The following is a 23,001-nucleotide window of genomic DNA, read 5'->3' on the forward strand; positions in this document are numbered from 1 at the left end:
AATATATTTTTTATTTATGATATACTTAATATACAGGAAATAACAAGGAAAATTATCGTATCGGGAAAAGATTTGTGCACTCCGGGAGTAAGAGGTGGAAAATTTATATAAGTATGTGTTAAAGGGGAGAAGGGATATGTATAATAGCCTTAAAAGGGTATTGGGTACATTAATAATATTCAGTCTGGTAGCTGTAATGCTGGCAGTAAATACCTATATATTTGCGGAAGAACCCTATACGGCTTATTTATTTGTTCACTTTACGGGTGAGAGTGCAAACGGAGAACAGACTTATTTTTCAGTCAGCAAAGATGGCTTGCATTGGACGGATTTAAATAACTCAGCACCTGTACTGATTTCTGATGTAGGAGAAAAGGGTGTTCGGGATCAGTCAATTATACGTTCAGTTGATGGCAGCAAATATTGGATACTTGCAACGGATTTAAGGATTGCCAGTGGGAAAGGATGGAATGCAGCACAATATAATGGGAGTAAATCCATTGTTATCTGGGAATCAACCGATTTGATAAACTGGTCATCGCCAAGATTGGTAAATGTAGCATGGAATATCCCATCAGCCGGTTGTGTGTGGGCACCGGAGGCAATTTATGATGAAGAAACAGGGAATTATGTAGTATATTGGGCTACTATTTCACCGTTAAATGGAGTTACAAAGGCTCGTATATATTATTGCACAACAAAGGACTTTATTACGTTTTCCGAGGCTAAATTGTATATTGATCGTCCCGGTAACCAGGGTATTATTGATACCCAGATATTGAAGGTGAATGGAAAATACAAGTACATAAGAGCATCAAGGGATGGACAGATTACCCTTGAAGGAAGCAATTCTATTCTGGGTAATTGGACTTACATAGGAGATATTTCGCACTTAGGGTATACGGAAGCTCAAGTGGAAGGTCCTATTCTTTATAAATTCAACAATGAAAATCGTTGGGGATTAATGGTTGACCAGTATGCTTCTAATAAGGGATATCTTCCGTTGGTAACAAATGATTTGACTTCCACAGCCAATTTTAGAGTACTTAGTTCGGGAGAATATTTCCTCGGTGCAAATAGGAAAAGACATGGAAGTATTATTAATATAACTGAGGAGCAGTACAATGCCCTTGTTTCCAAATGGCCGAGTGAGCCAAGCAGCAGGATACAGTCCTATAATTATCCCGACAGGTTTGTAAGACACATTAATTTTGATGTCAGAATTGATTCTGATATTAATCCCTTTGCCGATTCTATGTGGAAGATTGTTCCGGGACTTGCCAATCCATCGGGTTATGTATCCTTCGAAGCGGTAAACTACCCCGGATATTATTTAAGGCACTATAACTATGATTTTGAACTGGCAAAGGATGACGGTACTGTAACATTTAAAGAGGATGCCACATTTAAGATAGTACCGGGGCTTAAAGATTCAACCTGGGTTTCTTTCCAGTCATATAATTATCCTAACAGATATATAAGGCATTATGGTTATTTGTTAAAACTTGAAGAAATTTCAACAGATATTGATAAACAGGATGCCACTTTTAAAATAGTTGATTTCGGTCTGGATATCAGTACTCCGAAACCATCACAGGATATACCTACTCCAACGCCGGCTCAGTCTGTTTTATGCGGTGACGTTAATGATGACGGACAAAGAAATGCTATAGATTATGCATTGATAAAAACATATCTTCTGGGTATTATTAAAGAATTTCCTTCTCCTAAAGGATTAACTGCAGCAGATGTTAATGGTGATACAAGGGTTGATTCCATTGATTTTGCTATGTACAAACAATTTTTACTCGGCATGATAAAAGTATTTCCTGCAGAAGCCATGTAAGCTGAATTTTTATAAAAACCTTGTAATGCCATTATTTAATAATATCAGGAGAATAAAAAGCGATGAGAACAAATTCCCATCGCTTTCTATTTATCGCCTTTAAAATAAACTGAAAGAGTAAAACTAAATAGTGCTTAAAGCTTGTCATTTTGTATCGATAAAAAAATTGATGTCAACAACCTATGCCAATGCTGTTCCTGCGAGTAGATCCATAACTGCTATTATTACAATAACTGCTACTATCAGATAGCGCAAAATACAGCACTCTCCCTCCATGAAACATGGATTGTTATTTACTTTAACCCATATTATAATACTTTATCTGGCAAAATTCAAGATGGTGTTTTTGGCTTATGATTGCCGGAAGATTGCAATATTAAATGCAAAATTTGAAACCGGATTTTGAAACTATCTTCGAAACAGAACTCGAAATTTACGATTATGATGTTGAAACAACATAATTAGATATGTTTTCAGGTCATACAATTTGAAGCGAGAGGCTTTTTTGATATAATTTTATGCAAACATTGGCAGTTTATCCGGTAAAAATATATTTTTGGAGGCTTTTTATGAAAAGGTACATTACGATTAAAGGGGATATAATATTCAAAGAATATAACTCTGAGTCTTGGGAATTGATTATTGCGATATATCCAGAAGACGTAGTGCCGTTTTATATGGAATTACAACTACTTGCTTCAGAGCTAAGTGAATCTTTTACAGTAAGCTCTTTAAATTCGTCACTTGGCGCTATTATAACATTTAAGGGCGATGGTGAAGAGTCAAGAATTAAGCTTGTAAATAAAAAATATAAGTTGGAATTGAATAATAATGATTTTGGTGTAGTTTCTATGTTTCTCCTTAAATATTATCAGGATTCTTATGCACCGGTTAGTCATATACATATCGGTTTAGCTAAAGATGATTCTATAAAAGGCAATGGCGAACTAACTATATTGGCAAGTGCTTCAGCGGAACCTATTAGCGGAAAAGAAGCAAAAAGGATTTTGGGTATAGATTGAATAGTTAAGCTTTGAGGATATAGAAATTTGGTTTATAAATAACTGAGTGTTCCCTTTTTGGCGAAAGTTGCTGTATAAAAGGTCGAGAAGGAGAATTTTATATCTAGCGTTGTTTCAAAAGCTTAGAGAATAAGATAATGATTGGCACTTATGCTTATAGCCTTCGGATTTGGAAACAGAGTAAAAGGTGTATACGAGTCGATTAAGAGTGGTGAATATGACCTGAAAGCATTTTTTTTGAAAAGCGACTGACAGCAAACACAATATTGAACGTTCAATGTATATGGAGAGGCAGTTTAATGGAATTGGAATATTTGATACTGCATAAGGACGTATAATACAAGAACATCTTTAAAGAACCTATATGGATACAACTAATGGAAACCTTCATGAAAAGCATAGAAAGTTAAAAAAGTCATTACTGTCAAGACCGAATAGTATTGTAGAAGTACAATCTACTTGGGATGGAATTAACTTGAGATATTTGGGAGATGGAAAATAATGAGCAGCATAATTTTGAAATCATATGAAATTGATAGTATGGCTGAATTAATAGAGAGGTTAAAACAAAGTAAAAGTATTCTCTTAGGAGATAAAGCTCAGCAGAGGAAAGAGTATATTTTATTGTCAATTATGGACTCTAACACTGATTTAGAACTGCTTAGAATTGGAGTTGTTTGTGAAGGGCATGGCTTGAAACCTCAATATATGATCAAAGATTCGGATGAGATAATAGTTGGTTTCAATAAAGAAATATGTTTAATATCTATTAGTTCACCGGATAAAGTATTGAGAAAAGAATTTAATTCTTTATTTTATGAATTTAGGCTTGTTAAAGCTCATAATTCTCTGTTGATGATTTGCGAAACAGAAGTATTTTGTTTAGATTTTAAATTTAATACTATTTGGAGCCTTTTCTGTGACTTAATTGTTGACTATGAAATAACAGACCAATATGTAAAGGTGATTACGGATGAAGAAACTAAAGTTTATTCAATCTTAGATGGACATATTATTTCAGAATAGATTTACCAGGTCTAATATGAAATTTACACCATAACAATTCAATGCTGGTGACATTTCTTAGGATAAAGTAACCATTGCATACCAGGCTTTTTTAATAAACGATGGATTTGGAATAGAATCAACTGACTAGATATGCAGACTTTGAAAAAAGTTTTATAGACCTATTTTTATCAACCATGTCATAAACTTTCTGAAGACTTATCCTATGAATACTGATTCAAAAAAGCATGTAAGCATGTTTTTTTGTTATGTTCTTTGCTTTTCTATGCCACGAAAATGAGGAAAAGTGAGATTGTGCATATTTTAAGGTAAATGGGAAAAACATAAAATAAATATGGCTTGTTATATGAAGGGATTGGAGTTCAAAAAAGGGGAGTGTATATTTTGACGATTAGGGAAGCACTTGAGGAGATCTTAGATAAAAATGAGATCTCCCAATATCTGTCTTTAGAAGACAGAAATATTATTATGGAAAACTATTCCCGCTTTGAAGAACCGTTGGAAAAGGAGTATCAATTTGATTCTTCAAAATACAGAGTAGCAGGAGTTGTTTTATATAACATTGTTCAATTGAGTGATGACCTTAAAAATCGCAAATTAGCTGATAATAAGGGACTGGTTTTTTCAATAAAGTCAATTTGCAAAATTGTCGGTATCGGAGAAAAAGCTTTTTACAGACTGAATAATGAGTTCAAAGAAAAGTTCGATTACTTTAATAAAAAAACCCAAAAAGAGAGAAACAACAAAAAGGAAAAAGTGATAGATGAAAACAAGCTTTCAAATTTGATGGGCATAATAAAAAAATACCGTAGAAAGTCGGTACCTCCGCATCTCAACAGAGAAACACTTATACAAATTTTCAATCACACCCTTTATTGCCTTCAATATCTATATATTGACAAAAGTGCTATAAAAATTAAGGAGTTTTTAGGCCATGTAATGGTAAACATATATATTGCAGGTTACGATGTCAAAGAAAAAAAACTGACAGAATTATTTGGTGAAATCGCAAAAGATACCGATATCATGCTTACCGCAGGCAGAAATAAAGAGGATTTCGTCAGGGTTAAGGATATATACGGAAAATATGAAAATAAAGTATACGTTGAGTTGGGTGGCAATTGAAATACTGCTTTGGATTTTTTATGTAACCTGCCAATCGGCCGATTTTCCACTAAAGTTTATTTTCATCAAAATACTCTGAGGTGATGGAATGCAAATAACCGAGTTGCAAGCTTCGAGAGTTATTAACGCTCTTAAAATAGGAGTCAGTCCCAAAAAGGATTTGGATATTTTATGCGTGGGAAGGGATTTGGAGATTGAGGAGTTTGACAGATGCCTGAATTATGTGAAGGAATCCAACGGAATGGTTAAGTTCATTACCGGGGAATACGGGACTGGAAAATCCTTTTTACTGCAGTTTATAGGCGAGATGGCAAAGGAAAAAGGTTTTGTCGTTTCAAAGATTCAAGTGGACCAGGGAATGAAATTTAATAAACTTGATGATATATATTATGCCATAATGCATAATTTATCTGCAAAGGGAATATTTAATTCGGAGTCGAGTTTTGAAGATCTGTTCAGAAGATGGATTGAGAAATTGAAGGATGATGATGCAAAGGCGGAAAAAATAAAAACGGTTATTGAAGAAATAGTCCAATACAATAGTGCTTTTGCAATTGCATTTACAAGCTATATAAGGGCAAGGATAAATAATGACCTGGAACTGGCCAGTATTTCTTCGGCATGGATTAAAGGAGAAAAAAGCCTGGCGGCTGCTGCCAAGGCAAGGTTTAATGTAAAATCGGCTGTGGACAGGACAAATGCCCTGGATTTTTTGAGAACCTTTATAAAACTTTTAACGCTTATCGGCTATTCTGGTTTGTTGGTATTGGTGGATGAAATGGAATTGGTTGTGGAAGAGAGAAGGGATATTAGAAATTCGGCTTATGAGATATTGAGAACTCTGATTGATTTATGTGCATCAGGGGAACTTTCCAATTGTATGTTTGTGTTTGCAGGGACAAATCAACTGTTTGAGGATGAGGAAAGGGGCATAAGAACTTATTCAGCCTTGCAAAAAAGGATTGTCAGTGATTTTGACAGAAGGGATTCATCGCTAAGGGATTTGAGAAGACCGATAGTTAAGATTAAGGGGTTGGGAACTGAGGAATTGTTTAGACTTACGAAAAACATAATATTTATCCATAAACAGCTGTATAAGTGGACTCCGTTTTTGAGGGATGAAACGATAAAAGAGTATGTGGAACTCACATACAGAAGATTTGGAAACAAATTATCCGGGGTGAATATCAGAGAATATCTGAAAAAACTTGTTGATATTCTGGATCTGATGGAACAAAACCCGGGAAATAATTTGTTGGAAAAGGAAGTGGAACTCTTGAGAATGCATAATAGAGAAGTCAAACCATACGTGAACAAGAACTTGCACGACTCATACATTGAAAACGACAGTAAAGATATTACATTAGCATAAAAAATTATAATCAAAACCGGCAGAGGAAAGTGATGGTATGAAAACAACAGGAGTAACAAGAAGAATAGATGCTTTGGGACGAATAGTATTACCAATGGAGATAAGGCAAGCCTTTGGTATTAACAGCAATGAACCTTTGGAAATTTTTTTGGATAAATCGTCAATTGTACTGAAAAAATATAATCCCGGTTGCACTCTTTGTGACAACACGGAGAATCTGATAAGTTTTAAGGACAAAAAGTTTTGCATGGATTGTATATCTCAATTGGCTGAAAAAGCAGGATACGGTTCAACTAAGACAAAAGACGGCAGACAAAAAAACGCTTATAAAAGACATGATGGGATTGAAATATTTTCGAAAAAGGAGTCTGCGAAAAGTCAGCCTGAAACTGACAATGATTATCCTGATGATGATATGATATTAGAGACGGGCATAAACTCCCTGGTGGAAGATTTTTCTTCCTATGTCGAGAATTATAAGGAAGATGAGGAAGTCCACAAGATTGACGGTTTTGAAAAGGATAACCAGCTTGAAGATGATGAGAAATCAGAGGTGCAGGATAAACCGAATATTGAAGCCAGTGACCAAAATATGAGGATGGAACAATACGAAAGGGAACTTGAGTACCTCAGGGAACAGCTTAAGAATTTGAAAGAAAAACAGGAAAGGGGAAGCTTTTGGAGACGGCTGTTTGGAAGTGGACATGAGGAGGTTAATAAGAGTGAAAACTAAAAGGAAAATCAGGATGTGCAAGTATGGACGGAGGTGAAGGAAAATATTCCAATAACTGGATATGTAGGATATTTTTCTTCACTTGGGCTATTTCATTTTTCAAAATCAAGTACATAAAAAAATAGGGTGTCATTCCGATTAAATAAAAAACGTCAGGTCAATTTTTCTGCATCCCTCAATAAAAGGTTTATCTTTATCAGGAATAATTTTTTTAAGCAAGTCGGGAATATCAAATTCCTCAAAATTTCCATCTACAGTTATTTCATAGTATTTGCAATACTTTTCACCGTTGTGCTCGACTAACACTTGAGATAGACACCACAGATACTCATCCGTTCTAGGTAGAAAACAAGGGCTGGACCGAGACCGGCCAGCTTAAAAACAGGTGATATGTTAAGGTTTTATTCAAATAAATTAAAAATTGTAGGAAAAATTGAAATAGAAGTTTTCGACAAACCGGTAAAGGTGTATAATTTTGAAGTAGAGGATTGGTACACCTATTTTGTGACAGAGTAAGGAATTTGATCCACAGTGCCAAATAGGATTATGACCGAAATTTTTGACAACGTATAATGATGAGTTTTATAGCGTTTGTGTAAGTAAAAAATCAATAAAGAAAATTTGCGATGAGGAAATTGCCACTAAATATACTGAGTTATACAAGTTGTTCCAAGAGGAAAGAAAATATAAAACTTTAAAAATGCTTTCAGACGGAAGTGCAGTAATTTTGGATTATGATAATCACAATATAAACATTATTAACTATAAAAAACAAAGCAAACATGTATTTAATAATGCCTCTATAGATTTTCTTGATATTGACTATAGGAAAGGGATACTTGCTATAGTAAATGAAAATGGGGTAAAGATAATGTATAATAATGGTAACGCAGTGATACATCCAGAAGAAGATTACATATTTCTGAAAGGAAGGATATTAGACAAACTCGGCAATCCTTTATTTATAACATTAAGTAGTAGCAAATTAGATATTAATAAATCTAAAATTGAAATGTTTCAAATTTGTGATTTATAAATTTGCATTTGAGTATTACAAAAACAACAGGCTTCTTAATGAGAGGGAGTTTTATGCCTAAACTTAGCGATAGAGAGGGTAATGTTTCATTAGAAGTAAACTTAATTGATAATAATTTTTTAGATGTTCAGCTCTCAAGACAAGATTATGAGAATTGGATTCCATTCGAATTTGTCCTGAATGTTGGAGAAGAGCAATATGCTTATATAGCTGACATGGGTGCTACATTCAGTGTATATGAGATAAAAAATTTAATTGCAGAATTTGAGCAAATATCAAACAGTAAGCTATGTAAGAAAAGTTTTGATAGATTTGAGTTCTCAAGTACTGAATGTTATTTTGACCTCATAGTATATGACACATTGGAGGATGAAGAAATATATATAGAGATATGGATAAATATGGGAAATCTTACTAATGGTAAAGTAATTGGTTATGATAAAGGTTTTAGGTTTATAGTAAAATCAGATTCATTTGTCGAATTTACAAATGGGTTAAAAATGCAGTTTAGACGTTTGATAGATTTATGATATACCAATATAAAATAGCATTTCACCATTCTACTGCCTTAATAAAAAATTATACCATTTTCAAAAGAAAAAAGACTGCATATCCGAATCTAGAAGCAGAGTAGGTATATAAACCTGGGTAAATACCAATTTTTGAGGAGAGCTTAAGTATGTTTAATATGGAACTTAAAGCTATAGTACCCCTGGATGCTATAAAAAAAGATATATATGATTTTAAAGATTACGATGATGAGTTAGATGACGGAAGATCGATTATAAAAGATATATGTGAAATTTTTGCCGACACAGGGAAGATATTATTTTCGGTGTCAGGGTTTGGGGATGAGAATTGGGCTGTTGACTGCAGCTTCGATCTACCGGTTATAATCGAGCAGTTACCTGAAATAATTAGAAAAATTAATAATAACGATTATAACTTTGTGTTGGATTTTTATGAACAGGGAATTGAAAGAGAAATAGAATTTATTGATGGTGTACAATTTGTAAAATTAATATGCAAGAGTAGAAATGATTGGAGTCCTCAACCAAGTGAGATAGAGATGAGTAAGAAAGATATTTGTACAATTTTTATGAGACTATATGAGAGCTTTCTGTCTCTTAGTGAAGTTTTATGCAGAGATTTAATAAATCATCATTTATTTAGAGAATGGATGAATATATAAATAGATAATACGGTCAAACAGCATTAAGAGCTACATCTGTACTTTCAATACTATGGAGTCTGGAAAAACCTCGACATATGATCAAAGATTCGGATGAAATAATATTTGGTTTAAATAAAGAAATATGTTTAATATCTGTTAATTCCAAATTAAACTGAAAAACTAGGAGAAATGAAGATATACAGAAAAATGAGAGTTTATTAAAGGAGAATAAATATGAATGCAATAGATTTTTTAAAAACATTATATTTTGGAGATAGGTATTGCACTAAATTTTTACTTGATAGTACGAATAATAAAGTTGAATTACATGTTAATCAAATATCCCGTATTAGAGACAAATCTGGGGAGTGGAATTATTATACAGATGAGGACATTGAAAATGGTGTTCTCGTATTTACCGGTATAAAAAAAGTGTTTTTGGATGAATCAGGACTATTGCCAAATGACCAAATATACGATGTATACGCTAATGAGCATGATGGTATTTATGAGTTTGTTATCGAGACAAGTCATGTTGATGTTAATGCTTTAACATATGACTTAACAATACGGATAATTGGAGAAGGGGTTTACCTTTTAGATCCTGCAAAACCGGATGTAAGAATACAGGATTAATTTTATTTTAATGGAATAGCAGGGCGGTTGTCTTAACGATGACCGTCTTTCTTTTGATTGATAATATGACTATGCAGCATTTAGGGCTATATCTGAAATTGCAATACTATGGAATATGAAGAAAAACTTATGAAAAAGAGTACATACTTAACTGAGGCGACTTGTATATTCGAAGAACGTTGAGATTGGCGAAAAAGTCTTGAAGAAAATTACTAAAGTTTTCGTAAGAGAAGTAAGAAAGATTATCAATGTATATAAACGAAAAAGAGATAAACACCATAGATACTCATCCGTTCTGGAGCAAAGGTAATGGCTGGACTGAGGATGGCGAGCTAAAAACAGGTGATATGCTAAAGCTTTATTCAAGTGAGCTGAAAACTGTAGAGAAAGCAGAAATAGAAGTTTTCGACAAAACGGTAAAGGTGTATAATTTTGAAGTAGAAGGTTGGCACACCTATTTTGTGACAGAGCAAGGAATTTTAGTACACAATGCCCAGAATTAAGACAGGAATGGAAATACCGGATCTTCTAATAATGGAGCAGGTGGGACGAAAGTTACTGCCGGTAGAAATTTTAAAGACCATTTTATCAGATATAAAAAATATAGGAAAATTTTCTTGGTACAAAGTATCCCAAATATAAAGAAGTGGTTTTTAAGATTCTTAGAAGATATATGGAGGTATTAGGTAAAATGTTATATAAGATTAAAAATATATTAAACAATAATTCTCTTGATAATATCTGTTTAACGGGTTTTGTAGATAATGGAGAAGATGGAGTTGTTCAATTCTATCCTGATATGCGGTTTTTATATAGACAAATATGAACTTGACAAAAATCATTGGGAAGAAGGATTTATTAGATGAGATGATGCAACATAAAATAAAATCATGTATACATTGTTGAACTATCTATTGATAAAATAGATGTAAAACCTTATATGGAAATTTTGGGCAAGATATAATAACTCAAAAGTAATCTTTTCATAATCAAATTAATTTCATTTTTGAAAGGTTGAATAAAGATGCAATAATCTGCTTAGTTATGGAGTTATAGCCTCTTTTTTATATTTTCAATTTTGTTTATGAATAAATATATTGATGAATTTTTCAGCAAGCAGGTCAAGGTATATAATTTTAAGTAGATAAAGAACAAATAACTTTTGGAAATCTTTAAAAAGTTTACCTAAGGGAATTCAGAAACAGGCATGTGAAATATTTGAGTTGTTTAAGGATGATCCTGATAATAGCAATCTAAACTTTCAAAAGTTGAAAGGTAAGGAGAATATAAGATTTGCTAGAATAAATCATAAATATAAAGCATTTGGCAAAATGAATGGCAATATTATATAATGTTTGAATGAATGCACATGACTATTACTCTTAAGTCAGAAGGTTTAAATGCAGAGATTTGAGGTGTGTTTATGGGATGGAAACATATTGTTGTTGAAGGGCATTGTTTCTTTGGGAAGTCTGAAGCTAACGATAATATTCCCAAATGCTGCAAAAACGGACCTGGAATATTGGGATTTATTGCCTCGATTCGGGAGAAGGGGAACAAAAACGTTGTAAATTTTTTGCTTATGGAAAGGCATGCTCAACACTTGTTTTGACTGATGCTTCGGGAGAAGAAGTAGCATTTGATGCATTTTGGTCTGATGAAGATAGAGCTAATAAGGAACTGTGGCTAAAAAAAGAAAGTGCTTGGATTAAGAATTTAAAAGAAAAAATTGATAAAGGAGAATTTTAGGTTATATTGTTTGCTGGTCCGTGTATATGTTTACAAAGGAAAAATAAACATCACAGATACGCATCTGTTCTAAGTTGAAGGTAAGATCGGACAGAAGCCGGCGACCTAAAAGTATGACAGGAGAAGTATTTCAAAACGGATTTAAAGTAAGACCGGCGGAACCTTGAGGACTTCCAGGACCATATCATATAGGGAGTGAGCAAAATGGTATTATTTGATGATGGATTGATAAAAGAATATGTTGAATGGAAAAATGCGAATCCTGATAATTTTTCTTGGTGGAACTATGTAAATATGAAAGCTGATTTAGATATGGCATTAGCTTTTGCAAAATTTTACTCACCGGAAGTTATTATTATTGAGGATTATTTCTTTCTAAAAGATAAATTTTCAAAAAGACTTTTTGAGCTTTGGAAAAAAGAATGTAATAACAGCAAAATTGATGTGGAAAAGATGATGAATATATACCAGTTAAGAGACTTCTTTCATATAAATGATCAGGATACAGATAATATTGATGAAAAATTAAAAGCTCTTGGGAATGTGCTAAAATTTTTCTGGGAGATGAGTTTCAGTCGAAGATATCCGGACAAGCAAGTTAAAGTGGAAGTTTTTAAGGAAGATGATGAAGAGCTTTTTATTACTGTGTATGAAATAAGTTGATTGCTATATAAATGCAACATCTGCTAAGTAAATTTTATTTGACATAATGTTTTTGAACACTATACGGTTTGTGATTCTTCTAAATAAATATACACATAAAAGTAATTTGAGGACCTATGCTAGAGGTACTTTTGCTGCAAGACATAAATGTTTTGGAGGAAATAGAAATGGGCCTGGATATTTTGTTATTTGATAAAGATAATAAAATAATTGGACAAAAAGAGATTACACTTTCGCTTCATGAAGAAATATTTAACGGTAAAACAAAATGTAATTGGAGTAACTTCCCTTATTTAAAGAAGCTAAAGGACGATTACAAGACTAATATAATATTTACGGATAATGAGATTAAAGCGTTTTTGGATGATTTAATGGGGATTAAGTCATTTCTGGATGAAGGCTATGAAAGCAAATTAAGTAGTTTGATTAAAGACTTGGATAATAAAAGTGTTTATAAGATACACATTGCGGGAGATTGAAATAATTGTTTGCAATAACTGTGTGTATGGGAGTAACTTGTAAAAATTTACATACATTTTAGAGGATTAACGTCAATGGAAGAGTTAGTATTTGAAATGTTAAAAACAAAAGGACTTATAAATGATAAAGATGATTTGGTTGCTAATAATGAAATTGAGGTTAATGGTAATGAAGTGATTGTTAAGGGAAATAAAAGAGGTTTAATATTACTTGCCGATTACTTAGTCCAAATTGCTATAAGTGATAGCTTAAAAAAACATATACATTTGGATATAGATAATTTCTTTGACAAAGCAAACTGTGATTTAATTATTTGTAAGGAATAGCAAAAAAGCGTTATAACTATTACGCAAACAGAAAACGAATAAACCGGAGGATAATCATTAATTTTCCGAATTCAGCCAGACGTTTGATTTAAAGTTTATAATGTTTAAACATGATTTAACTGGGCTTTTAGATTTGCATTTTCAGTTTCTGCCCTCATGATTTAATCTTCACTTCTCTTTGCATTACCAAGAACTTGAACATACTTGGTTCAAAATTCTTCAAATTCAGACTTATGTTTCAATAATTTCAGTTGAAATTTACTGCAAGAACTCTGAGATATGATATTATAAAATTAGAAGTTTATGCAGTGATTTATACTTTCTAAACTGTTGTTCTGAGGTAAACTTTTTGTAAAAGCAAGATTAAAGGAGGGGTAAGATTGCCCAAAGGTACTAAGCAGCTATTTGCAGTCCTACTTTTATTGTCATTGTATATATTGTTTATCGGAGCTAAAGATGTATGGAACAAGGTGCTGATTAAAATGGACGGAGTAACAACAACGGGAATAGTAATTGAATCTAGGAACGATGATGCCAATGATTCATGTCTATCAATTATTCAATTTACGGATGAAAATGGACAGATTCATACATTTAAGACAAACGCAGGATATAAGCTGGGCAGAGCGATAGAAGTGAGGTATAAGCGGGATGACCCCTCAATAGCACATACAACGGATTTTATAGGAACATGGTTTTGGACTGCAGTTATCCTGGCGATAGGATTAATTTTGCTCTTTACCAGTATCTGTGGATTACTGGCAGCTCATTTTTTATATAGATGAGGTATAAAAATAACAAGGTCTATTATTAATCAAAACAGCCATACAGATTTCAAGTCTGTATGGCTGTCGAATTTTATTTACTTCAATTAAGCCAAGTGAAAGACACAAAATCGGAGGGCTTGATGCCCTTTAGATTTTATTCATTCATTGCTTGTCTGGCTTGCTCAATCATCATATCCTTGACCTTCATGAGTCTTGTGAGGTTACCTCTTTCATTTTCATCAAGTTTCATTGTGATATACTTGATGGTCTCGGTCAATTGAGGGATCATTACATATTCCAGGGCGTTAACCCTTCTTCTGGTTTTTTCGATTTCCTCAGCCAGCAGCTGTGCCGATTTTTCAATTTGGGCAAGTTCTAAAATATCAGGAAGAACTTCTGATAGTGTTCCTATTGCACCGTCCAGCTCGGCAGAGGTTGCTGCAAAGCCATAAGGGTATATATCGGTATCATCGGAGCTTGAAGTTTTATACTCCAGCACAGGGACATCAACGCTCATTATATTTTTGGTTGACACCTCAAGGGATACACTTTGTTTTGGAAACATAAGTGCAGCCTCCAAACTTTCGGAGGACATAACAGCCCTGGCTATAAGGAAATTTTTGTGCACTGTCATCAATTTTTCTTCTACCTTTTCGCGGAGCTCTTTGTTTTTGCTGACTAATTCAAGAAATTGTTTCATTAACTCATCCCGTTTATCTTTTAAAAGCTTATGGCCTCTTCGGGCAACTGCCAATCTCTTTTTTAGACGAGTGAGCTCCATCCTGGTCGGATTAACTCGCATAAGTGCCATAACTATTCTCTCCTTCTAAGGGTATCTCAAAAAATACTGTACATGCATTTTTTAGCCTTTGAGAACCCATATACGTCTTCTTGAACTTAAATTTCACTACTTTAAAACAAAGTGAAAGAGGTAAAACAAAGTGATTTTATGTCTATACTTTTACTATTAGTATAAAATATCGATTAAGTTCAATATAATTTTAGGTACTGATGTTGTCTATTTTTCTTCCTGCTTCGGCAGATATTTGTCAAGATATTCGTCTCTTATACGCTTGAGCTCACTTCTAGGCAAAATGGATAGAAGTTTCCAACCTATCTCTAAGGTTTGTTCTATGGTTCTATCCTCATCAAAGCCTTGAGAAACATATTCTTTTTCAAAGGCATCTGCAAACTTGGCATAAAGTTTGTCTACATCGGTTAGTGCAGCGTCACCTAAGATTACGGCCAGCTCTTTTGCTTCCCTACCTCTTGCATAAGCTGCAAACAGCTGGTTCATAGTGTCTGCATGGTCTTCTCTTGTTTTACCTTTTCCTATTCCTTTGTCTTTAAGACGGGATAGGGAAGGAAGAACATCTATAGGTGGTGTAATACCCTTTCTGTGGAGTTCCCTTCCTAAAATAATCTGGCCTTCAGTAATATATCCTGTAAGGTCCGGAATAGGATGGGTTTTGTCATCTTCCGGCATTGTCAGTATAGGTATAAGGGTTATACTGCCTTCTTTTGAAATTTTTCTTCCGGCTCTTTCATATATAGTGGCAAGGTCGGTATACAGATAACCAGGATAACCTCTTCTTCCCGGAACTTCTTTTCTTGCTGCCGATACTTCACGAAGTGCTTCTGCGTAATTTGTTATATCGGTGAGGATTACAAGCACGTGCATATCTTTTTCAAAGGCAAGGTATTCGGCAGCTGTCAAAGCCATACGTGGTGTTGCTATACGCTCAATAGCCGGGTCATTGGCAAGGTTTATAAAAAGTACGGTACGGTCTATGGCACCGGTGCGTTTAAAGTCTGATATAAAATAGTCTGCTTCTTCGAAAGTTATACCTATGGCAGCAAATACAACGGCAAATTTACTGTCTGTTCCAAGAACTTTTGCCTGCCTTGCTATCTGTGCAGCCAGTTGTGCATGAGGCAGTCCGGAGCCTGAGAATATAGGCAGTTTTTGTCCACGGACAAGAGTATTAAGTCCGTCTATGGCAGAAATACCAGTCTGTATAAACTCTGAAGGATAGTTTCTGGCAGCAGGATTCATTGGAGTTCCGTTTATATCAAGTCTGTCCTCAGGAATTATATTCGGTCCTCCGTCAATGGGCGTTCCAAGACCGCTGAATACTCTTCCCAGCATATCTATTGATACGGGAAGCTCCAAACTTCTGCCCAAAAATCTTACTTTACTTTCCGCAACGTTTATTCCGGCAGAGCTCTCAAAAAGCTGTACAAGAGCATTATCGCCGTTTGCTTCCAAAACTTTGCAGCGTCTTATTTCGCCGTTTGAGAGTTCAATTTCTCCCAGTTCTTCGTATTTAACTCCTTCAACATGCTTTATCAGCATCAAAGGGCCGGCTACTTCGGAAATTGTTCTATACTCCTTAAGCATTTTTTGCCACCTCCTTTGATGTTAATGCATCTATTTGATCGTTAAGCTGTGTTTCAATTTCCTGGAATACTGTATTAACCTGATCTTCAGGAACATATTTTGATCGTCCTATTCGCTCTCTGACCGGTAATTCAAAAAGGTCTTTTATGGTTGCACCGGCTTCAAGGGCTTTTTTGCCTTTATAATAGAATCCCATTATAAGTTTTAACATTTTATATTGCTTATTGAGCGAGGTATATGTGTCTACCTCATGGAATGCGTTTTGGTGAAGATAGTCTTCGCGTATTGATTTTGCAGCTTCGAGGGTAAGCCTGTCGTTTGGTGAAAGTGCATCGACACCGACAAGTCTAACTATTTCTTCTAATTCTGATTCTTCCTGTAAAATCCTCATTGCATCGGAACGTAAGTTATTCCAATCCCGGGCTACATTTTCGCTTATCCATTTATCTAGCCTGTCTAAGTATAGTGAATAACTAAGCAGCCAGTTTATTGCAGGGAAATGACGTCTGTAAGCAAGGCTTGCGTCCAAGCCCCAGAATACTTTTACTATTCTAAGAGTAGCCTGCGTAACCGGTTCGGAAATATCACCGCCAGGAGGTGAAACTGCTCCGATTGCAGTGAGGGCACCTTCCCTTCCTTCAGTTCCAAGGCTTATAACTCTTCCTGCTCTTTCATAGAACTGTGCCAGCCTTGAGCCAAGATAAGCCGGATAACCTTCTTCACCAGGCATTTCTTCAAGACGTCCGGACATTTCTCTTAAAGCTTCCGCCCATCTGGATGTTGAGTCTGCCATGAGAGCAACGCTGTATCCCATATCTCTAAAATATTCTGCAATAGTGATTCCTGTATAAATAGAAGCCTCTCTGGCAGCAACCGGCATATCGGAAGTATTTGCTATAAGTACCGTTCTCTTCATGAGGGATTCTCCGGTTCTTGGGTCTTTCAGTTCAGGGAATTCCATTAAAACATCAGTCATTTCATTACCGCGTTCACCGCAACCTATATATACCACTATTTCAGCATCGGCCCATTTTGCCAGCTGATGCTGTACAACGGTTTTACCGCTTCCGAAAGGTCCCGGTACAGCAGCAACTCCACCTTTTGCTATAGGGAAGAGAGTGTCAATAACTCTTTGTCCGGTAACAAGGGGCTCTTCGGGAGGAAGTTTTTCCTTATAAGGTCTGCCTTTACGTACCGGCCATTTTTGCATCATCTGAATATTTACTATTTCACCGTTGTCTTTTTGTACTTTTGCCACTGTATCTTCTACAGTGAAATCACCTGCATATATTTCGGTGATAGTACCGCTTACACCGTAAGGAATCATTATTCTATGTTCTACAACGGCTGTTTCCTGGACTTTACCGATAATATCACCGGCTACCACTTTTTGGCCTTTCTTTGCTGTAGGTTCAAACTTCCATTTCTTCTTCCTGTCCAGTGATGGCACATCAATTCCCCTTGTTATGTTGGTGCCGTACATTTCCCGCATTGCTACAAGGGGTCTTTGTATTCCGTCAAAAATTGTTTCTATAAGACCTGGGCCAAGTTCTACACTTAGAGGAGCACCGGTTGATACAACGGGCTCGCCGGGCCCTAAGCCTGCAGTTTCTTCATATACCTGTATGGATGCTCTGTCGCCATGCATTTCGATTATTTCACCGATTAAGTGTTTGTCACTTACTCGAACAACGTCAAACATATTGCAATCTCTCATACCTTCAGCTACTACCAAAGGTCCTGAGACTTTTACGATTCTTCCCTGGCTCAATCCTTATCCCTTCTTTCAATAGAAATTTTAATGCCGATTAAGTTAAGTAACTGTTAGTTGTCTCTAAATAATATATCCGCACCAACGGCACGTTCAACGCTTTTTTTAATACTGCTCATACCAATTCCCAAAGACCCTTGATTGCCTGGAATGGGTATTATGGCAGGAAATCTTCTTTCATTGTATTTTTCAATGGTCTTTACAATATCTTTGGCAATATGCTCTGTTATGTATATAACTGCATACTGCTCTTCGGCTATTCTTTCCAACGTTTCCTGTGCCTCAGATGGTGTGGTTACAGGGAATACAGACATACCAACGGCTTTAAAGCCTAAAATACTATCTTTATCACCGATAACTCCTATTTTATACATAAGCTTCTCTCAGCCTTTCCCTTATTACTTCATTAGAAATATTATTAATTTTACCTACCATTATAATTCGTGCATTTTTTATTTCCATTTCCTTGGCCATTAAGTATCCCACAAGAGGTTCGATACCTAAGGCAATATACTTGGATTTTTTCACATAATTTAAAATTAGGTTGTCAGACAGCTTTTCAAATCTGGTCAGTGATCCAGTGGTTTTGAAGCTCTCAATACCTTCTTCCAAAAATTCACCTAATGAAGTAAACTTCAAGGCATCAATAAAGCTATCCAAAGGATTATCCAAGTTTTCAGTGAAAACCGTACTGCTTATGCTGCCGTCCGGAATAAGAACCTTCTGGAGGAAATCCCAAGGCTTATTTAGAGCTTTTACTCTTAGAAAAATTTTTATATTGGCAAGGTCAATAAACAGTGTTACAAGATCCTTGATAAAGGTGTTTCCGGAATTTAAGGAAATTTGCTTCATCTGCTTAAAACTTGCCTTGTCAAGAATTATATCAATAACCTGAGGGTCTAATGTCTTATTATAGGTGTGTATGCATTCTTCTACTGCAGTCCTCATAATAGCAGGCATACCGGTGAAGTTTCTGTCCATGACCATTGCTTTCAATTTATCGGCCGGGATAGAGCCTGATTCTATAAGGAGACTATCAGAATCCTGCCCGGAAAACTCCGATTTCAGAAGGACCTTTATGTTGTGATAGTCGTTAGATATCAGGAACAAGTCAAAAACATCCGGTTCGGGGGCAATTTCTTTCAAAAGGCTATATACTTTTTTATTTTCATCTTTAAGGAGATTCTCGTATTCATAAATATTTAACGCATCAGAATCCCTGTTGCCATAATCGGCCTCCTGAAGAACTTTTAGGGCTTCTTCCGGGGATTTGGCCTCAACCATTCTGTCCAGTTTTCCCTTATCTAAAAGTTTACGTTCAATGGCACGAATTCTTGAAACCGAATAGGCATATTGGGTATCCTTGTTTTTAATAGCCTTTGACAACCAAATTCCCTCCTTTCTTATAGGATAGGTAAACATTTCTTTATAGAACTAAAACAGACTCTTGATTACTTCCGGCTCTATATCGTCACGATTCATTCTTATTATTGCTTCAAAGGAGTTGTTGATTTCTACATCTCCGGATTTTAATATAAACCCACCGGTGATATCCCTTGTTTCGTCGGATATCTTCAGGTTCGCCGGCATTCCTTTTTGTTGAAGTGCCTTATTTAAATCATCTAAAAAACCGGGGGACAATCTTTGTTTGTCCCTTGACGATAATAATATTTCTTCATTACCGGTTTTTACACAGAAAGATATCATCTTGGTAAGAACACTTTGGTATTCGTCGTCAGGAAGATTGATAAGTTTTTTTAGTGCAAGATCAAAAGCCTCATCAACAACTTCCTGTTTTGCCTTAAGCTTTTGCTTTCTTGCTTCAAGTTCGGCAATGGAAATAATTCTTTTTTTAATTTCTGCAGCTTCCAGCTCGGCTTTCTCTATTATTTGCTTTTTTTTAGCCTCTGCTTCCTCAGTAGCAGCTTTAATCATGTTTGCAGCCTCTTCCTTAGCCCTATTGAGATTGGCTTCTGCGACAGCACGAGCTTCCTCAAGAATTTTTGCTTGTATTTTTTCCGCACCTGACATTTTGGGGACACTCCCTTATTATAATTTGATTCCGGTTACCATCAATATTGAGGCAAGCAGTGCTAAAACCGCATAGGTTTCAACCATGGCTGCGTACATGATGGCTTTTGACAATTCTTCCGGTCTTTTAGCTATGATTCCTATACCTGCAGCAGCAGCCCTACCTTGATTAATGGCTGAAAAAAGACCGACAAAAGCTATCGGAAGCGAAGCAGCTAAGAAATAGAAACCTTGTTGTGTTGTGAGTTCTACATAATTTCCGCCTACGATACCTATTTTATTTAGGATAACGAAAGCTGTAAGCAATCCATATATACCCTGTGTTCCGGGAAGAGCTTGCAAAAGCAAAGTTTGGCCGAATTTTTTCGGGTCTTCGGTTACAAGACCTGCAGCGGCTTCACCCACAAGTCCTACACCTTTTGCCGAACCTATACCGGCCAGAATTACAGCTAAAGCTGCACCTGCCAATGCAAGAAAATTACCGTTAAATAAATATGCTATCCAATCCATTTTAAACTGCCTCCTTGTCATTTAATGTAATATATTTTGTATTCTTTTTAAAGGGTTCAAAGCGTTTGCCTCCACCCTCATAAAACTTACCGAAAAACTCAACATACTGCAGACGGCTGGTGTGTACGTAGGCACCAAGGGCATTGATAGCCAGGTTGAAAGTGTGTCCTATAATAAAGACAATTATCAAGATTATTATTCCTAAAGGATTTAATCCAAACAATGTACCTAAGGTATTTATAACCGAGGCAATAACTCCGGTACCGAGACCTAAAGCTAAAAGTCTTGAGTAGGATAGAACATCGCTTAAATAACCGGTTATATTATACAGGCTAAGTACACCGGACAACAGCCTTTTAATAATATTTTTGCTGTCTCTGCCCTGTGTTAAAACAAGCATTGCTGCACCGACTATTGCCATGTATTTACCTACCTGTGCAGGAGTGCCTCCAACCAAAAGAAGTGCTACACCTATTAACAGGATATACCAGGAACCGATATCAAATATTGCATCAAAGATCTTTTCCTCTTTTATAAGCATATAGGCTTTGATACCCATGCCGGTAAACAGGTGAACACCTCCAAATACCATGGACCAGATGAGAAGTTTCATAGGGTTGTCTAACGGATTGAACCATATAGGCGGTATATTTAGTTTTCCGCCCGATATAAGAGGAAGTATATCTCCAAACCATCCGCCGAACATAGCTCCCCACGCAACGGTGGATATCCCACAGAAGAAAAGGAGCTTTATCATCTTTCCCATGGTTCCCTGAAGTTTGTATTTTAGCAGAATTATTCCGGTAATTAATGCCATTACTATGCCGTAAGCGGCGTCACTGACCATCATTCCAAAGAAGAAGCAGTAAAAAGGTGCCATAAGAAAAGTTGGATCTACGTCTTTAGTACTGGGTAAACTGTACATTTCAGTAATTGCCTCAAATGGCTGAACCAGTTTTTTGTTTTTCAAAAGTATAGGGAAATCTTCATCTTTATCCGGTTCGGTTATTTCCAGAAAGCATTCTACCTGACTGTTTATCTTGGTTTTAAGCTTTTCACCAAGCTCAGAAGGGAACCATCCTTCAAGATAAAAAACTCGACTGGTTTTAAGCAGATTGTCCAATACTTTAACCCTGTCCCTCTCAATTAGCAGATGATCATGAAGTATTTCCAAATCGTCTTTGTATTTGGCGAATTCGGAAACCTCTTTTTCTACCTTTTCACATTCCTTGTCAATACGGGTAATATTCTTTTGGGCACGATCAATATTACTTTTGACAGTGCCTTCAAGTTCTTTGAAAACCACCTTTGAAAAGTTATACCGTTTCAGAACTTTAAGAATATTTTCTTCACAGGAATTGTGATAGATTACAAGAATATAATTTTGTTGACCGTCAGAGCTTATTAATTCAAAATAACTCTCAGGGGCCTCGCTTATGAGGTCTTCTTTTAACCTGTCAGAAGTCGAGGTATGGGGTACAATGCCTATCAGTATTGTTGTTGTTAAAGTTGAAGTCACATTGAGAGGAATGGTCAATTGCTGCCATGGTTCTAAACTTAAAATCAGATTAGCATATTTGTTTTTTTCCGATTTTAAGTATGCCAGTTGATCATTATATTTATGAATACTTTCAACAATGGAAGAAAGCTTATCGATATTTTGTATGGTCATGTTATATTCGTTTTTATCTATACATCTTTTCTCTGAAAAAAGTCCCTTCTTCTTTGATGAAAACTTGGAAAGATATTCTATAGCCCATTTGACTTTGTTAATTTTGTCGTCTAAAATAGCAACTTTTTCACTGTCTCCATCTTGGACCACTAAATCCTTCCACTCTTCAGATGAGAGTTTTTCTAAACTTTCGGATATTTCTACTACTCCCATGTTCATAAGGATATCTAAAATTTTTTCCTTATCCGATTCAAGGCCAATTAGAGAAAGTTTGCTCATTTTAACTATTGCCATAAATATTCACAACCTTTCTCATTATTATTTCTGCAGCCTTGTCAAGTTTTTTGCGTGCCTGATTTTTAATATCTTCGCATTCTTTGTCCACTTTTGCCTGCAACTGTTTGACTTGGTCGTTTGCAAGTTTTTCAGCCTTTAAAAGAATTTCTTTTGCTTCTTTCTCAGCATCTTCTATAGCTTGTTCCTGAAGTTTATAAGACTGGTTGCTGGCTTCAGAAAGTACTTGACGTGAATCATCTAAAGACTGTTTTTGAAGCTTTTCAGCTTCTTCTTCGGTTTGTTTTATGGATTTCAGGATTTCCAAAGACACTTGATCACCACCTTGTGTACGTGTTTAATAGTCCTTAGTTCAGAAATCAATTAG

General features: G+C 35.4%; 27 protein-coding genes and 1 pseudogene. 18 read left to right on the top strand and 10 right to left on the bottom strand.

Annotation, left to right across the window (positions count from 1 at the left end):
* Positions 1-94 precede the first annotated feature (94 nt).
* From CLOCL_RS00430 to CLOCL_RS21375, 6 genes are all read left to right on the top strand, one after another.
* Positions 95-1,846: an AbfB domain-containing protein gene (locus tag CLOCL_RS00430; RefSeq protein ID WP_148263756.1), complete on the top strand. Its 1,752-nt coding sequence runs from the start codon at positions 95-97 to the stop codon at positions 1,844-1,846.
* A gap of 569 nt (positions 1,847-2,415) precedes the next feature.
* Positions 2,416-2,868 carry a hypothetical protein gene (locus tag CLOCL_RS00435; protein ID WP_014253482.1) on the top strand — a complete coding sequence of 151 codons (453 nt, stop codon included), beginning with the start codon at positions 2,416-2,418 and terminating at the stop codon, positions 2,866-2,868.
* A gap of 501 nt (positions 2,869-3,369) precedes the next feature.
* Positions 3,370-3,894: a hypothetical protein gene (locus CLOCL_RS00440; protein ID WP_014253483.1), complete on the top strand. Its 525-nt coding sequence runs from the start codon at positions 3,370-3,372 to the stop codon at positions 3,892-3,894.
* Positions 3,895-4,278: 384 nt separating this feature from the next.
* A complete protein-coding gene (locus tag CLOCL_RS00445; protein WP_014253484.1) occupies positions 4,279-5,019 on the top strand; it encodes a hypothetical protein in 741 nt (246 codons plus the stop codon).
* Between the two features lie 88 nt (positions 5,020-5,107).
* Entirely contained in the window at positions 5,108-6,391 is a 1,284-nt protein-coding gene (locus CLOCL_RS00450) for a BREX system ATP-binding domain-containing protein (RefSeq protein ID WP_014253485.1), read from the top strand.
* A 37-nt stretch (positions 6,392-6,428) separates the two neighbouring features.
* Positions 6,429-7,124, top strand: a complete 696-nt coding sequence (locus CLOCL_RS21375; protein ID WP_014253486.1) for an AbrB/MazE/SpoVT family DNA-binding domain-containing protein — start codon at positions 6,429-6,431, stop codon at positions 7,122-7,124.
* Positions 7,125-7,262: 138 nt separating this feature from the next.
* Here CLOCL_RS21375 and CLOCL_RS22330 read toward each other — a convergent pair whose 3' ends face one another.
* Entirely contained in the window at positions 7,263-7,430 is a 168-nt protein-coding gene (locus CLOCL_RS22330; protein WP_157834877.1) for a hypothetical protein, read from the bottom strand.
* 78 nt (positions 7,431-7,508) lie between these two features.
* Between CLOCL_RS22330 and CLOCL_RS21380 the strand changes: the two are divergent.
* The 12 genes and pseudogenes from CLOCL_RS21380 to CLOCL_RS00505 form a co-directional block, all read left to right on the top strand.
* Positions 7,509-7,640 (top strand): annotated as a pseudogene (locus tag CLOCL_RS21380) (polymorphic toxin-type HINT domain-containing protein); the annotation flags it as partial.
* A 43-nt stretch (positions 7,641-7,683) separates the two neighbouring features.
* Complete coding sequence (locus CLOCL_RS00460) at positions 7,684-8,160, top strand: hypothetical protein (RefSeq protein ID WP_014253487.1); 477 nt, start codon at positions 7,684-7,686, stop codon at positions 8,158-8,160.
* Between the two features lie 53 nt (positions 8,161-8,213).
* Entirely contained in the window at positions 8,214-8,690 is a 477-nt protein-coding gene (locus tag CLOCL_RS00465; RefSeq protein ID WP_014253488.1) for a WapI family immunity protein, read from the top strand.
* 149 nt (positions 8,691-8,839) lie between these two features.
* Positions 8,840-9,352, top strand: a complete 513-nt coding sequence (locus CLOCL_RS00470; RefSeq protein ID WP_014253489.1) for a hypothetical protein — start codon at positions 8,840-8,842, stop codon at positions 9,350-9,352.
* 216 nt (positions 9,353-9,568) lie between these two features.
* Entirely contained in the window at positions 9,569-9,970 is a 402-nt protein-coding gene (locus CLOCL_RS00475; RefSeq protein WP_014253490.1) for a DUF6258 family protein, read from the top strand.
* Between the two features lie 248 nt (positions 9,971-10,218).
* Complete coding sequence (locus tag CLOCL_RS00480) at positions 10,219-10,473, top strand: polymorphic toxin-type HINT domain-containing protein (RefSeq protein ID WP_041714795.1); 255 nt, start codon at positions 10,219-10,221, stop codon at positions 10,471-10,473.
* Between the two features lie 920 nt (positions 10,474-11,393).
* Positions 11,394-11,582, top strand: coding sequence for a hypothetical protein (locus CLOCL_RS22335; protein WP_014253491.1), 189 nt, complete (start codon positions 11,394-11,396; stop codon positions 11,580-11,582).
* Positions 11,579-11,719: a hypothetical protein gene (locus CLOCL_RS22340; RefSeq protein WP_014253492.1), complete on the top strand. Its 141-nt coding sequence runs from the start codon at positions 11,579-11,581 to the stop codon at positions 11,717-11,719. The genes CLOCL_RS22335 and CLOCL_RS22340 overlap by 4 nt, the downstream gene beginning before the upstream one ends.
* Positions 11,720-11,923: 204 nt before the next feature.
* Positions 11,924-12,382 carry a hypothetical protein gene (locus CLOCL_RS00490; RefSeq protein WP_014253493.1) on the top strand — a complete coding sequence of 153 codons (459 nt, stop codon included), beginning with the start codon at positions 11,924-11,926 and terminating at the stop codon, positions 12,380-12,382.
* Between the two features lie 167 nt (positions 12,383-12,549).
* Positions 12,550-12,861 carry a hypothetical protein gene (locus tag CLOCL_RS00495; RefSeq protein ID WP_148263758.1) on the top strand — a complete coding sequence of 104 codons (312 nt, stop codon included), beginning with the start codon at positions 12,550-12,552 and terminating at the stop codon, positions 12,859-12,861.
* A gap of 75 nt (positions 12,862-12,936) precedes the next feature.
* On the top strand, positions 12,937-13,188 hold the full coding sequence (locus tag CLOCL_RS00500) for an Imm32 family immunity protein (protein ID WP_014253495.1): 252 nt from the start codon (positions 12,937-12,939) through the stop codon (positions 13,186-13,188).
* A 380-nt stretch (positions 13,189-13,568) separates the two neighbouring features.
* Positions 13,569-13,973, top strand: a complete 405-nt coding sequence (locus CLOCL_RS00505) for a DUF3592 domain-containing protein (protein ID WP_014253496.1) — start codon at positions 13,569-13,571, stop codon at positions 13,971-13,973.
* 136 nt (positions 13,974-14,109) lie between these two features.
* Here the strand turns inward: CLOCL_RS00505 and CLOCL_RS00510 are convergent, their stop codons facing one another.
* The 9 genes from CLOCL_RS00510 to CLOCL_RS00550 form a co-directional block, all read right to left on the bottom strand.
* Positions 14,110-14,766, bottom strand: a complete 657-nt coding sequence (locus tag CLOCL_RS00510) for a V-type ATP synthase subunit D (protein ID WP_014253497.1) — start codon at positions 14,764-14,766, stop codon at positions 14,110-14,112.
* A gap of 207 nt (positions 14,767-14,973) precedes the next feature.
* On the bottom strand, positions 14,974-16,356 hold the full coding sequence (locus tag CLOCL_RS00515) for a V-type ATP synthase subunit B (protein ID WP_014253498.1): 1,383 nt from the start codon (positions 16,354-16,356) through the stop codon (positions 14,974-14,976).
* Positions 16,349-18,127 carry an ATP synthase subunit A gene (locus CLOCL_RS00520; protein WP_014253499.1) on the bottom strand — a complete coding sequence of 593 codons (1,779 nt, stop codon included), beginning with the start codon at positions 18,125-18,127 and terminating at the stop codon, positions 16,349-16,351. Before CLOCL_RS00520 ends, CLOCL_RS00515 begins: the two co-directional genes overlap by 8 nt.
* A gap of 53 nt (positions 18,128-18,180) precedes the next feature.
* Positions 18,181-18,501, bottom strand: a complete 321-nt coding sequence (locus CLOCL_RS00525; protein ID WP_014253500.1) for a V-type ATP synthase subunit F — start codon at positions 18,499-18,501, stop codon at positions 18,181-18,183.
* Positions 18,494-19,513 carry a V-type ATP synthase subunit C gene (locus tag CLOCL_RS00530; protein ID WP_014253501.1) on the bottom strand — a complete coding sequence of 340 codons (1,020 nt, stop codon included), beginning with the start codon at positions 19,511-19,513 and terminating at the stop codon, positions 18,494-18,496. The genes CLOCL_RS00525 and CLOCL_RS00530 overlap by 8 nt, the downstream gene beginning before the upstream one ends.
* A gap of 48 nt (positions 19,514-19,561) precedes the next feature.
* Positions 19,562-20,158, bottom strand: coding sequence for a V-type ATP synthase subunit E (locus CLOCL_RS00535; protein WP_014253502.1), 597 nt, complete (start codon positions 20,156-20,158; stop codon positions 19,562-19,564).
* Between the two features lie 18 nt (positions 20,159-20,176).
* Positions 20,177-20,668, bottom strand: coding sequence for a V-type ATP synthase subunit K (locus CLOCL_RS00540; protein WP_014253503.1), 492 nt, complete (start codon positions 20,666-20,668; stop codon positions 20,177-20,179).
* Between the two features lies 1 nt (position 20,669).
* A complete protein-coding gene (locus tag CLOCL_RS00545) occupies positions 20,670-22,634 on the bottom strand; it encodes a V-type ATP synthase subunit I (RefSeq protein WP_014253504.1) in 1,965 nt (654 codons plus the stop codon).
* Positions 22,621-22,947 (bottom strand): hypothetical protein, encoded by a 327-nt coding sequence (locus CLOCL_RS00550; RefSeq protein ID WP_014253505.1) that lies wholly within the window; start codon positions 22,945-22,947, stop codon positions 22,621-22,623. Before CLOCL_RS00550 ends, CLOCL_RS00545 begins: the two co-directional genes overlap by 14 nt.
* Positions 22,948-23,001: the final 54 nt, after the last annotated feature.

Origin of the sequence: Acetivibrio clariflavus DSM 19732 (genome assembly GCF_000237085.1) — a bacterium.
GTDB lineage: Bacteria > Bacillota > Clostridia > Acetivibrionales > Acetivibrionaceae > Acetivibrio > Acetivibrio clariflavus.